The organism is Spirosoma gilvum, assembly GCF_054776815.1.
Genome location: NZ_BAAHBH010000001.1, coordinates 813,724 through 828,548 on the forward strand (window position 1 = coordinate 813,724; position 14,825 = coordinate 828,548).

10 protein-coding genes are annotated in these 14,825 nt (G+C 48.5%); 2 read left to right on the top strand and 8 right to left on the bottom strand.

Features of this window, described 5'->3' with window-relative positions:
• Positions 1 to 74 precede the first annotated feature (74 nt).
• Both menB and ACYVFD_RS03315 read left to right on the top strand, forming a co-directional pair.
• On the top strand, positions 75 to 899 hold the full coding sequence (gene menB / locus ACYVFD_RS03310) for a 1,4-dihydroxy-2-naphthoyl-CoA synthase (protein WP_461088329.1): 825 nt from the start codon (positions 75 to 77) through the stop codon (positions 897 to 899).
• 235 nt (positions 900 to 1,134) lie between these two features.
• The gene (locus tag ACYVFD_RS03315) at positions 1,135 to 1,578 is read left to right on the top strand and encodes a response regulator (RefSeq protein ID WP_461088330.1); all 444 of its coding nucleotides are present in this window, start codon (positions 1,135 to 1,137) and stop codon (positions 1,576 to 1,578) included.
• On the opposite strand, the gene ACYVFD_RS03320 is transcribed toward ACYVFD_RS03315, so the two are convergent.
• The 8 genes from ACYVFD_RS03320 to ACYVFD_RS03355 all read right to left on the bottom strand — a co-directional run bounded on the left by ACYVFD_RS03320 (position 1,547) and on the right by ACYVFD_RS03355 (position 14,765).
• On the bottom strand, positions 1,547 to 1,951 hold the full coding sequence (locus tag ACYVFD_RS03320) for a hypothetical protein (protein ID WP_461088331.1): 405 nt from the start codon (positions 1,949 to 1,951) through the stop codon (positions 1,547 to 1,549). The two genes, ACYVFD_RS03315 and ACYVFD_RS03320, sit on opposite strands and share 32 nt — an antisense overlap.
• A gap of 192 nt (positions 1,952 to 2,143) precedes the next feature.
• Entirely contained in the window at positions 2,144 to 4,165 is a 2,022-nt protein-coding gene (locus tag ACYVFD_RS03325; protein ID WP_461088332.1) for a hybrid sensor histidine kinase/response regulator transcription factor, read from the bottom strand.
• 109 nt (positions 4,166 to 4,274) lie between these two features.
• Entirely contained in the window at positions 4,275 to 5,492 is a 1,218-nt protein-coding gene (locus ACYVFD_RS03330; protein WP_461088333.1) for a DUF1624 domain-containing protein, read from the bottom strand.
• An 18-nt stretch (positions 5,493 to 5,510) separates the two neighbouring features.
• Positions 5,511 to 6,086 carry a cupin domain-containing protein gene (locus tag ACYVFD_RS03335; RefSeq protein WP_461088334.1) on the bottom strand — a complete coding sequence of 192 codons (576 nt, stop codon included), beginning with the start codon at positions 6,084 to 6,086 and terminating at the stop codon, positions 5,511 to 5,513.
• Positions 6,087 to 6,200: 114 nt separating this feature from the next.
• Positions 6,201 to 7,697, bottom strand: coding sequence for an ATP-binding protein (locus ACYVFD_RS03340; RefSeq protein WP_461088335.1), 1,497 nt, complete (start codon positions 7,695 to 7,697; stop codon positions 6,201 to 6,203).
• Between the two features lie 8 nt (positions 7,698 to 7,705).
• On the bottom strand, positions 7,706 to 8,209 hold the full coding sequence (locus ACYVFD_RS03345; protein ID WP_461088336.1) for a tetratricopeptide repeat protein: 504 nt from the start codon (positions 8,207 to 8,209) through the stop codon (positions 7,706 to 7,708).
• Positions 8,206 to 12,198, bottom strand: coding sequence for a sensor histidine kinase (locus tag ACYVFD_RS03350; protein WP_461088337.1), 3,993 nt, complete (start codon positions 12,196 to 12,198; stop codon positions 8,206 to 8,208). Before ACYVFD_RS03350 ends, ACYVFD_RS03345 begins: the two co-directional genes overlap by 4 nt.
• Positions 12,199 to 12,341: 143 nt before the next feature.
• Complete coding sequence (locus ACYVFD_RS03355) at positions 12,342 to 14,765, bottom strand: TonB-dependent receptor domain-containing protein (RefSeq protein ID WP_461088338.1); 2,424 nt, start codon at positions 14,763 to 14,765, stop codon at positions 12,342 to 12,344.
• Positions 14,766 to 14,825: the final 60 nt, after the last annotated feature.

The window sequence follows — 14,825 nt, forward strand, 5'->3', positions numbered from 1 at the left end:
GAATGGGTGAAAGTGAGAAAATATAACCCTCCTACACCCATTCTATCATTCTATCATTCAGTAATTCAATCATTATGACAAGTAATTACCCCTGGGAAACGATTAAGGAATACAAAGAAATCCTGTTCAGCTACTACGAAGGGATTGCTAAAATCAGTATCAATCGGCCACATAAGCGTAATGCCTTTACTCCGCTGACCGTTAAGGAAATGTCGGAGGCTATGGAAATAGCCCGACAGGACGAACGGGTTGGCGTCATTATTTTGACGGGCGAAGGGGGTGAAGCGTTCTGTTCGGGTGGCGATCAGTCAGTGCGTGGACACGGTGGGTACGTTGGAGAGGACAAAGTACCACGCCTGAACGTACTGGATTTACAAATGCAAATCCGGCGCATTCCGAAGCCTGTCATTGCCATGGTAGCAGGCTACGCCATCGGAGGAGGGCATGTGTTGCACGTCGTTTGCGATTTAACCATTGCGGCCGAAAATGCAAGGTTTGGTCAGACCGGGCCTAAAGTTGGTTCGTTCGATGGCGGGTTTGGTGCCTCTTATCTGGCGCGTATTGTTGGTCAGAAAAAAGCCCGCGAAATCTGGTTTCTGTGCGATCAGTACGACGCACAGGAAGCGTTGGAAATGGGTTTGGTCAACAAAGTAGTACCACTCGATCAACTGGAAGAAGTAACGCTTAGCTGGTGCCGGAAAATCCTCGAAAAGAGCCCGATCGCCATTCGGATGTTGAAGGCTTCGTTTAATGCCGAACTGGATGGGCAGGCCGGTATTCAGCAGTTGGCTGGCGATGCTACATTGCTGTACTACCTGTCAGAAGAAGCCAAAGAAGGGAAAGAGGCCTTTATAGAAAAGCGCAAACCCGACTTTAGCAAGTTTCCAAAATTTCCGTAAGCGTTTTCGGTTTATGGTTTATCAGGAGCTGTGTGCAATCTTCCTGATGCCCAGTTCTCAATAAACCATAAACTGAAAACCAATAAGTTACTTTCGGCCTAATTGTCCAGCTTTCGTATGGTTATCGCTGAGAAAGTCATAGCTTTGACGTAAAATTTAAATTTATCAGGGACGTTCAGGGGCCACATTAGTTATGTATGAATAGCTACGTATTCATACTTTGAAAACTCAACTTATGACATCATCATCTCTACCCAAAAGTGATCCTAATCGATTAGTGTATTTAGTAGATGATGATGAGGAAGATGCCATCCTGTTTGAGATGGCTATCCACGAAATTATCCCGAATTGTCGCTTACGGATTTTCTACAATGGATTAATTCTGTTGGAAGTACTGGCCGACCCATCAGCCCGCCCTCATCTGATCTTTCTGGATATGCACATGCCCTTTCCCGACGGGCTGGAAATTCTGATGAATCTAAAGATCAATCGACAGTGGGCCGATATTCCGGTTATTATGCTCACGGGTGTTGAAGATGTCGATAAAGTGTCGCTAGCCTATCAGCTAGGGGCTCAATCCGTCATTATGAAGCCGTCTACCCACAGCCAACTGCTGGATATTGTGATCAGTATACGGGAGTACTGGTTTAAGACGGTTCGCCTTCCGGGTCAGTCTTAGATGGAATAACATGCTGTTCGATATGCTGTAGGGATTTCAGGTAATCCATCAATTCCTGTTCACTACCAAATAGCTTGGGTTCTTTTACGGGCAGTTTCAGCTTCAACGGCATTTTGACCAGACCGTCGTACTGACCGATCGGTTTTAGTTCATAGACAGCCGTTGCTACTTTCAATTCATAGACATCAACCGGCTGATCAATGACACTCATTTCCTCTAATCGGCCATCAAAGAAAATGCGCTCGATCTGGGCCTCAAAATAAGGAAAGGTTGGCCCTTTCTCATCCTGAAGTCGCTGTCCATGCTCCTGATTGACATATACAGTAGCGCCTACTTTGAAAGGGAGCTCAATTGGGGTAAACGTAATCGTCATAAGGTACAGATTTGGCGGCTACAAGTTAATCATCTTGTTGCCGATTGCCAAACATATGTTATAAGACGTGTACAGTCTGGTGAAAATATAAATATCTATATACGTATCTGAGTAACAAAAGCTACAGCTATGCCGATTAGAAAGGTACCCAATATAGAGGGTTGACCTTTTTATAGCACTGGGAATCATGCACTAACGTCTCATAAACTCGGATGGAGTCTTCTGGAAAAACTCTTTAAAAACAATGGCAAAGTAGGCCGGACTTTCGTATCCTACCATATAAGCGGTTTCCGATACGTTATGGCCTTCCTGAAGGAACTGTGTTGCTCGGAGCAATCGAAACTGACGCATAAAGTCATTGATGGATAAATTGGTTATTGCCATCAATTTCCGGGCAAGCGTTCGGCGGCTCATGCCTACCTCATAGGCTAGTTCGTTAACCCCAAACTGACTATCATCTAAATGCTTTTCGAGCAAGGCTTGTAGTTTCTGGAGAAATTTGTCCAGTACCACTTCAGTCGGAGAAAGATTGCCTGGTTGAGAAAGTACTTGTTGATAATGAGCCCGTAAGGTTTGCTGACGGGTCAGTAGGTTCTGTAATCGCAGGTTCAATTCGTCAACATGAAACGGTTTGCTGATGTAATCATCGGCCCCTTGCTGTAAGCCCTCTATCCGGCTTGGATGAGCGGTTTTTGCCGAGAGGATCACCACGGCGATATGGTCGGTAGTGAGGTCACTTTTCAGTCGATGGGTTAATTCGTACCCATCGATTCCGGGCATCATCACATCGGTTAACACAATATCGGGTAGCTCGGCTTTTGCCAGTTTCCATCCCGCTTCGCCATTGTCAGCCGTTAGAATTCGGTATGCCCTCGATAATTCCTTCGCGATAAAGGCACAGAGTTCAGGATTATCTTCAACCACCAGCACTAAAGCTTTTTCTGAATCCGACGAACGGGTAAGTTCTGTACCTACCGACCCTGAAGGTTGATTCGATGGGGTAGTTGCTGGTTGACTTAGCCATTCCAACGGCTGCAATACGGGCTTGGCATCCGAATCAATTGGGGGTGTACCCGACACAGCCAGAAACGGTAAACTGATCGTGAAAAGGGTGCCCGATTTTTCACCGGCTGCGTGTCTGACCGTGCTTTGTACAGATACCGTTCCGCCCATAAGTTCGGTCAATTCTTTCACTAAAGCCAGACCAATGCCCGTGCCTGGGGTTGTAAAGCCAGGCACTTCATCGGTTTTAATGAATTGTCGGTGCCCGGAAGGAATAACCTGATAGAAGCGATTAAAAATATAGGGTAATTTTTCTGGCGCAATGCCAATGCCTGTATCGGAGACGCTTATCTGAATGGTCGCCCGTTGGGTTACCTGCACAGTTACTTGACCCGCAGCCGTGAATTTGAGCGCATTCATCAACAGATTGAATATGATTTGCTCAAGTTTCTCGCTGTCGAAGACGTAGAATCCAGCCAGGTCACTTTGATAGTCTAACTCGACCTGCCGACTATCGGCGAGCGGTTTGAAGGTTTGTACAATCTGCCCCACAAAAGCCGTTAAATCGCCTGCTTTTGGGGAAAGGGGTAAGTATCCCGCTTCGAGTTTAGCCAGATCCAGCAACTGATTGATGAGTCGCAACAGTTGTTGGGCGTTACGTTCCACCATCAGCAGACTCGTGCGCAGATCCTGAGGCTCGGGAGGATGTTGCAGAAGTTGCTCGACTGGTGATAGAATCAACGTGAGTGGCGTACGGAACTCATGGGTAATGTTGTCAAAAAAGCGCGTTTTTAATTCACTAATCACTTTTAACTGCTGCGACTCACGTAGTTGTTGTACATAGCGGGCCGTTTTTTCAATAGTCAGTGAGAGGTCGGCAAAGTCAATTGGCTTCGTCACAAAATCAAAGGCGCCCCGGTTCATGGCCGTACGGATGTTGTTCATATCGCCATAAGCCGACACCATGACCGTACCAATCAATACGTTGAGGGCCGCTAGTTCATTGAGTAGCGCCAGCCCATCCATCTCCGGCATTTGAATATCCAGCAGAATCAGGTCGATGGCAGGCTGTTCCCGAATGATGGTGAGGCCCTGGCGACCGTTCTGAGCAAACAGAAAGGTGTACATTTTCTGTTGAATCTGCTGCCGAAATCTACCGCGCAGAAGCGGCTCCAGATCCACTTCGTCATCGACAACTAAAATTGTTATCATGGGGTCGCTATAACTGGCTGATTATTTGGCGTAAAAATTACGAATTTCTGGACGTAATACACTTGGAATTAACAAGTTCGGGTAATCTTCAACGCCTAAGAAGCTGTTTTTACAAATAGCTGAGCCACCACTGGTTTTTGTGGCTGGTTTTATAGGTATCGTACCACCGGCAGAGTGGATACATCGTCAGGATTACCAATCCCCAAATCATGTAAACAACAGGCAGGCTGACTCCCTCACCGGGCACGATAAACTTGGTGGCCTTTGGTATGTTCCAGGTATCTGCCCACGTATGGCCACGTAGAAGAAAAGCAATCAGGCAGAGCGTATGAATGAGGTACCAATGCACAATGTAGTAGAAAAACGCCGTCCGGCCAAAGGTGTGCATGACAGTTGTAAACTGATTTTTGACGGATTCGATAACAGCCAGGAAGAGCAGCGCCGGGCCAATCGTCATACACATGAAGAGCAGGGAGGGCGGGTATTTATCCACGTTGATGAACGAAAGCAGCGTGAAAAGCCAATTCTTTTGCGGGCTCCACACCAGCGGGTCGCCATAAAGATTGCTGAACCGCAGCAGGAAAAAGAAGGCAATCAGCCCAAGACCCATGCGAATCAATAGCGCGCGTCGTTGTGCATGTGAGACGGTAGACTCGAAGAAGACACCCGCGCAATAACCGACGATCATCAGCCCCAACCACGGCAGAAAGGGATAGTCGTAGATAAGCCGATGATCGACCGCGAAGGAATACCTGTTCGGATAATGAAGTAATGACCACCAGAAACCAGGCTTAAATCCCGGCACAGCTTCGGGTATATCGAGCAGATTATGCCCTAGCACAATAGCCAACCCTATTACCAGCATCAGCCTGAAAGGCAGGTGAATCAGCAGGCCCAGGATAAGCATACTCATGCCAATGGCCCAGATTACCTGAAAGATAAGGGCATTATAAAATGGGTTGAAGGTAATGCCCAGCGTAATGATCGTTAGCTCGGCGAAAATCAGCCATAAGCCTCGTTTAATCAGAAAATTGCTTAGTTCCCGCTTTGTCTTCCGCTGGCTTTGTAAATAGATGGATGTACCCGAGAGAAATACGAAAATGGGGGCGCAAAAATGGGTGATCCACCGGGTAAAAAACAGGGGTGGCGTTGTGGTTGTCAGGTCCAGTGGGTCGGCAGTAAAGGCCGTACTGTGAAACAGATGCCGGACGTGATCCAGAGCCATAATCACCATGACCATGCCACGAAGTACATCAATGGATTCGATGCGGATGTTGGCTGAAGGTATGGGTGGGTGGGCCGGGAGGGGATTCAGGCTAGTGTTCATGGTAAATAAAGAGGAAGGTTATCGCTTTAAATAGGTTATCGGAGGGCCAACCTGCTTTACGCCGAATTCTTCATTAAGCCGTATGCGCTGTTCTTCCGTTAAATCTTTGGTGGCACCTTCACTCACTTTTTTAAAGTATTCCTCCATTCGACCAGCAGGCTGAAAAATCATTAAAAGCTTTGCTTCGCCTTCGCCAACTTTGGCAAAACTGTGAGGAACCATCCTGGGGCCGAAAACGCTGTCACCGGCTTTGGCGTGATACGTCGTTTCTCCTACTTTGATCAGAAATTCACCTTGAAGGACATACCACCACTCGTCCTGATTAAAATGATAATGATGCGACGGGCCGCCTTCCTTTAACCGAGTCGATTCGAACACAAACAAGTCGCCATTGGTATCCTGCGTTGAAATCTTGGTAAAAAAAGTGTCTCCCTGTAAAAGCGTAATTGGTTTATCAAATCGATCTTTCCCAGCGCCTACCATAAACCCATTACCCACTCTGTATTTCTTTATTGAGTTGGCAATCAGAGCAATGGGCGAAACCACGAAAGCACCTGCCGCCAAACAGGTCTTTATAAACTGGTATCTTTTCATAATTTTGAAAGGTGAGTGCCATCCTGATGGACAGACAATATTCCTTATTATTTAGAAAATAGACAGTCGTTTTCAGGTCAACTATGTTCGTTTTCAGGCCACTAGCTGTTCTGGTTAAGCGATTGGTAGTGCGATGATGAATTCGGTAAATTCTCCTGGAACAGTCGTTACATCCAGCGTTCCCCCATGCCCTTTGGTGACAATATCATAGCTCAAACTTAGGCCCAATCCCGTCCCCTCGCCGGTGGGCTTTGTGGTAAAGAAGGGCTGGAATATTTTGGCTTTTATCGCTTCAGGAATACCCATCCCGTTGTCTTTAATCTGGATTTGCACCTCACCCCGGCCCTCTCCTTCCAGGAGAGGGAGGAAAAGGGTACTGACCCAAATAGTGGGCTGATAGTCAACCCCGTGCCCCATGCCCCGCGCCTGTTGCTCAACCGAATAAAAGGCATTGTTGTACAGGTTCAACAGGACTCGTCCGATATCCTGGGGCACTACCTTTATTGAGGGTAAATCAGGATCGAAATTGGTTTTTAGCTCAGCATTAAAGGTCTTGTCTTTCGCTCGAAAGCCCTGATAAGCTATTCGTAGATACTCATCAGCCAGGGCACTGAGATCGGTGGGTTCTTTCTGTCCCGAACTGGTACGAGAGTGTTCCAGCATGCCCTTAACGATGCTGCTGGCCCGTTTACCATGATGAGTGATTTTTTGCAGATTTTGGGTCAGATCTGTGGCAATGGCTTTGGCCTCGTTGGTATCACCCCTATCCAGCTCTTCAGTCAGTTCCCCGATTAACTCCGTGGATAGTTCGGAGAAGTTGTTGACGAAGTTTAAGGGGTTCTGAATTTCATGAGCTATGCCAGCGGTCAACTCACCCAGAGAAGCCATTTTCTCGCGTTGAATGAGTTGAGTTTGTGTAGTTTTCAGTTCTGTAAGAGCTTGTTCAACCTTACCTCGTTGACGTTCAATTTCTTCTTTTTGACGATGAAGCTGTTCATTCGCCTTCTGTTGTTGTCGATTGTTGCGCCAAAGAATAATTGCCAGTAAACCCAAAACGGCCAATCCAATTAGCACAGCGTAAAACCGAACCTGGTTTTGGTAGTCTTTCTGAGCGTTGATCAACTGCTGCTGGCGTTGTTGTTCGGCCAGGGTAAGGCGTTGAAGTTGCTGAAATTTTGCAAGCCCAAACAAACTGTCGGTAGCGACCCGGGCAATTTCCTGATAGGCATAGGCGCTATCCGGTTGATTCATCAACTTATAGAGTTTCGCCAATAAAAGACTAACCTCTGGCAACCTTGATTGATAGGCTTGTCTAGTATTCACGAAGGCCAACCGCGCGTAATACAAACTGGAATCGGGCTGATGCATCTCATCGAACAGCCTAGCCATAAAGGTTTGGATGCTGGATCGGTTGCGAACATTGTTAGTCAAATAGGTTAACCGCAAAGCTTCCCGGTAATAACGCAAGGCTTCCTGATTATGGCCAGCCAGAGCCTCAAGCCGACCTAAACTCCTTAGGATATTGGGTAATTGAGCATTGAGTTTCTCCCCGTTTAGTCGATACGCTTGCTGAACAACAAATCGTGCGGAATCCAGCAAGTTCAGTTCCATATATGGATTTACCATGTTGGTCCACATATTAACAACTCCCTGCTTGTCGGAAAGTGATTCGTAAATGTGTTTGGCCCCGAGTAGTAATTGATGGCCTGTCGGTATTCGCCCAGTGCATTGTATAAAACCCCGATATTATGCAGTACAAATGCCTCTTTCGGTTGATCCTGATTGGCTCGGGCAATCGATAGCGCTTTAAGGGCATACTCTAAGGACTTAGGAAACTCTCCACGTTCCCGATGAGCAATACTCATTGCTGTTAAGGCCTGACTCTCTCCTTTTGCAAAATGGATTTTTTGAGCCAGTTGCAGGGCTTGTTGAGCCCGATTCATGCATGAATCGGTCGAATAGAGCACAAAATCAGTAACCAGTTGGCTCAGTAATAACACGCGGCTGGTATCCTGAGCAGTTTGGGCCAATAATCGTTTCAGACTATCAATTCGAGTGGTCTGACCGATTACCGCTGGTATTGAAAAGACCCAAAGGAGGAAGATTCCAAACAATCGGTTCATAGTTTGTTAGCTATGGGTAAAGTGATAATAAATGCTGTTCCCTCCCTCTCCCGACTTTCAAGCGTCAGTGTTCCGCCATGCCCTTTGGTCACAATATCATAACTCAGCGACAGACCCAACCCTGTGCCCTCGCCCGTGGGCTTGGTGGTGAAAAAGGGCTGAAAAATTTTGGCTTTCACCGCTTCGGGAATACCCATCCCGTTGTCTTTGACCCGAATCTGTACATGACTACCCACTTGTGCCGTACTAACCCAAATAGTGGGCTGATAGTCAACTTCATGCCCCATGCCACGCGCCCGTTGCCCAACCGCATAAAAAGCGTTGTTGTACAGATTCAATAAGACCCGTCCTATCTCCTGAGGAACTACATGAACCTGTGTGAGATTGGGCGTAAAGTCGGTAACCAGGGATGCGCTGAACGAGTTGTCTTTGGCACAAATACCCTGATAAGCCAGTCGCAGGTATTCATCGGCCAGGGCATTGATATCAGTCGATTCTTTTTGACCTGAACTGGTGCGGGAATGTTCGAGCATGCCCTTGACGATGTTACTGGCCCGCTGGCCGTGGTGGACGATTTTCTGAAGATTTTGACCCAGGTCATCGGTAAGCGCAAGGACTTCCTGCGTATCGCCCTGGGTAGCCGCCAGTTTAAGTTCATCGGTTAATTCAGCACTGAGTTCGGAGAAATTAGTAACGAAGTTGAGCGGGTTCTGAATCTCGTGGGCGATACCCGCAGTCAACTCGCCCAGGCTGGCCATTTTCTCCCGCTGGATGAGTTGCGTTTGAGTAGACTTAAGCTGTTCCAGGGATTCCTGGAGTTGGTTCGTCCGGTCTGCCACTTTTTCTTCCAGCACCCGATTTTCTCGCCGTAGGGCACTCGAACGGTATTGAATAAACGTCCCTATGCTTCCTCCAATAAAGACGGCATAGAGCAAATAGGCCCACCAGGTTTGCCACCACGGAGGTAGAATGACGATTGAAATACGTGTACCTTTTTCGTTCCAAACGCCATCGGCGTTGGCCGCTTTAACCCGAAAGGTATAGGAGCCAGGTTTCAGGGCTGTATACCGGGCCTGCCGGGTTGTTCCTGCCTGCACCCATTCGGTATCGTAGGGCTCAAGTTTGAAGGCATATCGGCACTCCGGGCTACGGTTATAATGCAGCGCGGCAAATGAAAACGTCAATTCATTCTGGTCGTGGGCCAGAGTAATTTTATCCGCAATCGATACATCGGCAAGCAGTGGGGCATCGGGACCAATGGCTGCTTTCTGGTTGAATATCGCTACGTCGGTCAGCACAACTTTTGGCGGATGAGGATCATCGAAAAGCTGATTGGGAGCTAAGGTGCTGATACCATGATCGCCGGGGAAGAACACGTCGCCTGCCGAACTTCGAAACGGAGGATAGCGGAACACTAATCCCTGCAATCCATGCGCACTCGAGTAGGTGCGAAAGCGGTTGGTTGCCGGATCGAACCGGGACAGACCATTGAAGGTACTCAACCAGAGAGACCCATCCCCATCCGACACAATGCCCATGACACTATTGTGGGATAGGCCCTGGGCGGTCGTGTAGTGGTTAAAGATCCTTTTGTCGGCGTTAAACGAGAACAATCCATGGAAATAATCGCCCACCCACAGGGTTCCGTTGGGTGCTTCGTGAATGGCCATGATTTGGCTAAACCCGTTCATCGGTTCACTATAGACCATGAACTTGCCTGTTGCGGGATCGTAGCTGTTCAGACCACCACCGCTGGTGCCAATCCAGATCCGCCCTTTTTTATCTTCGTGGAGTACATTGATAACAACCGATGACAAGCCGGAATAAACCCACTTTTTGGCCAACCGGCTTAGGGTATCCGCTTCCACAGGCGAAATTTTTACGACCTGAATACCCCAAAGCTCTGGATGATAGGGTGTAGGAACGGGCATATTGAAGCGCGTTTGGGCAGACCCGTCATTCGATCTATACTGAAGGCGATAAGTGCCTGCGGGTAAATGCAGTGGCTCGATCTGCATCCGTTTGTTTCCGCTCCCAGCATAGCGAGTACGCGGATAACTTAGTTCCCATACCTTACGTCCGGTGGCATCCTCAATCCAGCCATACTCATTCTTTTGGGCCGAAGTGACTGATCCCAGCGCCGAAATGGCGACTGTGGTTGGTTGAGAGAGTGTAAATAGCCTCGTAACATCGTTTCCCTCTTTGGTGTGCCAGGCCGAAGCAAGCCGACGCTCAGGGAGACTAATGGCGTTAACGAAGCGATAGAGGGCTGGATGATAGAGGGTATCGGCCAGGTAGTAATGGGTGAACTGGCCTGTTTGCGGATCAAATTGATTAAGCCCGTAATTAGTGCCAATCCATACCGTACCATCCCGTGCCGACAGGATTGTCCTGATCCAATTGTAGTTCAGCGAATTCGCGTTAGCTGGATTCTGTCCATACCGGATGAACGTATCCCGTTTTCGATCCATCCGGTAAAGCCCGTTGGTGGTTCCCACCCAAAAATGGCCATTGGCATCTTCGGTTAGGCTGCTCACCCGGTCGTTACCCGTGGTGGCTACATTCTTCAGATCCAGTGCATAATGGGTCAACTTGCCTGTTTTAGTATCATACCGATCAAGTCCTGCATCCGTACCAAACCAAAGCACACCTGGTTCGGAAGGAGCTTCATAGACTGTGCTTACCGTAGAAGAAGCCAGGTGACCGGGTAGTTGAGATCGGTAATCGAAAACGGAGAAACGGGTCATCCGGCTCTGCTTGTTGAGGCCAGTTCGAATGGTTCCTGCCCAGACCAAATCGCTTTGGTCGATCATAAATGATCCCGGCTTTCCGGTTGCCAGACCACCCGGCTGCCCAGTGTTCCGCGAGTAGCGAACAAAACGCCCTGTCTTTCGGTCATATTCATCGATTCCGGCCAGCGCTGTCCCAAACCAGACGTTGCCACTGGCCGTCTCCCCAAATGCATCGAGTACTTTATCGGATGGGCTATGCAGGTTGTTGGGGTCATGCGGAAAATGAGTAAATTCATGGGTTTTAGGGTCTAGTCGATCCAGGCCATAAAACGTAGAAATCCAGAAAAATCCAGAGCGATCTTCATAGATGGTCCGGGTCGTATCGGAAATCAGGCTATGGGCATCGTGTGGATTGTTCCGATAATGAGCGATGAGCTGATTGGTTCTGGGATTGATCTGATACAGGCCATTTCCGTGGGTAGGCACCCAAAGCATGCCTTTACGGTCTACATAGGGAGCTTTAACATAATTCAGGGGGGGATGTATCGCTGAAATGCCTTTGGGCTGATAGGGCCTGAACCGATCACTGGCCCGGTCATATCGGTATAACAGTGCGTCGGAATTTACGGTGGCTCCATTGCGGGTTACTACCCAAATATCGCCCTGGGCATCTTCCTGGAAACAGGCCATCCGAACCCCTGTTGCCGACATAATCAACACATCGGTATACGCCAGGCCATCCCGTTGAGCGGGATCATGCTCGTAGTGCGTCCACCGGGCCGTTTTTGAATTATACTGATGTAGGACTCGTAAATTTTCCTTGTCGGTAATGACCCAAAAATTACCCCGCCTGTCCTGATAAATAAAGGCAAACAGGCCTGGAAATTCCTTTCCTTTTTCTGTCGAGTACGACGTGAATCGTTGGGTGGCCCGGTCAAAGCAATACAACCCACCCACACAGCCTACCCATACATTGCCCTGTCGGTCTTCATACAAATAGCTAATGGCATTGTGTTTCAGGCTATATGGGTCATTCGGACCGTACTGATACACGGTCATCCGGGTGCCATCATACCGCACTAATCCGTTCTGAGTACCCATCCATATGAATCCCAAATGATCCTGTAGTAGGCAACTAACCGAATTTTCGGGTAGGCCATTAGCCGTTGTAAGCTGCTCAAAATAGGCTCGTGGCGACTGGCTGAGGCTCATCAATGGCAACGTCAGCAGGATTATCCATAGTACGAAGCGACTCATCGGCTGGTTTAAAAGAGAAGGTTTAAGTAAATGGATAATGGATAATGGATAATGGATAATGTAAAATGAATGATGAAGTGTCTGATGAACAGATCGTAAGTCATTATCCATTATTCATTTTCATTATCCATTAATCTTTGACGTCATTGGCTAAGCCGCCCTCGTTCTTCTTCCGAGCCCGTAACGCGTCGATTGGCTGCTTTCACGGTTTGGCTACCGAAATTGCGCATGTAGGTGAATTGAACTACACGTGGCTCGAAATGGTAGGTGCCCCGGTCGTTCAGGTTAAGGGTAGGCAAATTACTTTGTGTACGATACACGTTGGTCCAGAACAAATCACTGACTGCCAGCCGGAGCGTTCCTTTATCGGCAGGCAGTAGTTTTTGAACACCAACCGTCACTTGGCCTGAAGCCAGCGTACGATACAGGCCTGAAACGAATGGGCCCTGATACATACCAGTCACTTCGGCCGTAAATCGGCGAGGCAGTTTAATCGTATGCGACGACGTAAGCTGAAGCGTGTATAGGGCCTGGTTTATGGGCTGATTCTGGTACGTTGTCGTCAGGTTCTGGTAAAGGCCCGTCAGATTGTTCTGACTTTGCCACCAGGACGTAATCTTTATCGGTAAGCTTGTGGTTAACGAAAGCGTGTTTTGCCGGGCCATATTTTCGGGGTAGTAGTACAGTTGATTGGTGGCTGGGTTAAGGTGCGGTTGAAGGGGCGCAATTACATTCCGACTCTGGGTATATTTTATCGAAAACGCATAAATATCCTTAAAAATATAGCTCCCCTGAATGGCATCTGAAATCGCAGGAAACAAGGCTGGATTGCCAGAAAGGAAGGTGTTTGGGTCATAAAAGACAAAAAAAGGTGCCAGAGCGTCGTAGGATGGCCGGGTGATCCGTCGGGTATAGGTCAGGTTGACGGTGTGTTGCCTGTTGAGTTTTCGTGACAGAAAAATAGTTGGAAAAAAGTTGCCATACCGCCGGTGTACCAACGAGTTGCCTTCTGGGGTGTCGATGTCGGTTTGGGTATATTCATAGCGAACCCCAGCCTGAAGGGTTGTTTTAGCATCGAGTGGCTGGTTTAGGCTGACATACCCGGCCAGAATCGTCTCGGTGAGGCTGTATTGGTTGGTAAAAAGTGTATCCGCCTGCCAGCGATCCCCGGTTTGTCGATCTAAGGTGACAGAATTATTGAGCGAAGCAATGCTAGTTTTCAGGCCGGTTTCTAAACGTCCTTTCGTGCCAAGCGGCTTCGTAAAGTCTGTTTTTAGCACCCACATCCGAACGGGCGTTTCTTTCAGTGTCCTGAATTGTTGCTTATCCTGTGTAGCTGCCTGTAGATACTGAATCGTATTGGCATAGTAAGCTGGATTCTGATTGTAGTAATATAGTCGGTCAATGTCCAGGCTCCACTCCTGCTTATTCGTGAAAACATGCCGTAGGGTAAGGTTTATAAGTCCATGCTTCCATTGGTTGGTTCGATCTGACTGTATCGTGTTCTGGCTGATGAGTTCGCCATTTTTCCAGATAGACGAACGTGTGGGCATATCGGCCGACCATTTATTGCTAAATCCAGAGATCAGTCCGCTTAATGTTGTATGCGGATTTAGGGTATAATCGAACCCAAGTCTGGCCGTATGGATGGTACGTAACGTAAAGCGGTTCGAGACAATGTCGGTCATGAGTGGGACGTCCGTTTGCGACACCACTCGATTCAGGGCATACTCTTCCCAACTCCGGTTTCGGACAAACGAGTAGCTTCCGTACAGATTGAGTTTCTGCTGCCGGTGGTTGAGGTTGAGCGTGGCCGAAGGGCGTTCATACCAGCCGTAGCCGACGGTAGCAGAGAGACTACCATTGGTACCATAAGCACTGTTTTTCTTCGTAACAATATTGATAAGCCCCGCGTCGCCTTCAGCATCATAGCGGGCTGGTGGGCTGGTAATAAGTTCAATTTTTTCAATGTCGCTGGCTGGCATACCCGCCAGCATTTCCATTACCGTCGCTATGGGCAGGCGAGTAAGTTTAGCGTTGAGCATTACCATCACGCCCCCTTTTCCGCTCAAGGTCAGGCTGTTGTTCTGGCGGTTAACGGTTATACCCGGCGACCGTTCGAGGATGTCCAGGGCGGAGCCACCCGCTGCCGTAATGCTGCTTTGGACATTGATCACCAGACGGTCAATTTGCTGCTCAAACAGGGGTTTCCTGGCGGCTACGGCTACTTCACGAAGTGATTTCGTAGCCGCCTGTAAGGTGAGCACTGGCAGTTGAATGGGCGTTGTACCAACCAACACCAGCTCCGACCGACCGGGTGCGTAGCCTACTGCTGAGGCCACCAGTCGATACTGACCCGGTCGAATATTATCCAGCGCGTAGCTACCCGATTCCTGGCTGATGGTCCCTTTTACCAAGCTCGAGTCAGGACTTCTCAGCAGGGCGATACTGGCAAAGGGGAGGGGTTTGCCACTATCATCCCAGATCGCTCCGGTAAGCCGGGTTTGAGTCCAAGCGGGTGTGCATACCCCAATGAGAAAGCAGCTTAAACTATAAAATAGGTTCATGGTTCACAAGACGGATTGGCGTGTACATTTCAGTCGCATTGACTGGTGTACAATATTGGC

Coding starts and splice junctions, on each gene's coding strand:
- menB (WP_461088329.1), top strand. CDS start 75: ATGACAAGTAATTACCCCTGGGAAACGATTAAGGAATACAAAGAAATC.
- ACYVFD_RS03315 (WP_461088330.1), top strand. CDS start 1,135: ATGACATCATCATCTCTACCCAAAAGTGATCCTAATCGATTAGTGTAT.
- ACYVFD_RS03320 (WP_461088331.1), bottom strand. CDS start 1,951: ATGACGATTACGTTTACCCCAATTGAGCTCCCTTTCAAAGTAGGCGCT.
- ACYVFD_RS03325 (WP_461088332.1), bottom strand. CDS start 4,165: ATGATAACAATTTTAGTTGTCGATGACGAAGTGGATCTGGAGCCGCTT.
- ACYVFD_RS03330 (WP_461088333.1), bottom strand. CDS start 5,492: ATGAACACTAGCCTGAATCCCCTCCCGGCCCACCCACCCATACCTTCA.
- ACYVFD_RS03335 (WP_461088334.1), bottom strand. CDS start 6,086: ATGAAAAGATACCAGTTTATAAAGACCTGTTTGGCGGCAGGTGCTTTC.
- ACYVFD_RS03340 (WP_461088335.1), bottom strand. CDS start 7,697: ATGGAACTGAACTTGCTGGATTCCGCACGATTTGTTGTTCAGCAAGCG.
- ACYVFD_RS03345 (WP_461088336.1), bottom strand. CDS start 8,209: ATGAACCGATTGTTTGGAATCTTCCTCCTTTGGGTCTTTTCAATACCA.
- ACYVFD_RS03350 (WP_461088337.1), bottom strand. CDS start 12,198: ATGAGTCGCTTCGTACTATGGATAATCCTGCTGACGTTGCCATTGATG.
- ACYVFD_RS03355 (WP_461088338.1), bottom strand. CDS start 14,765: ATGAACCTATTTTATAGTTTAAGCTGCTTTCTCATTGGGGTATGCACA.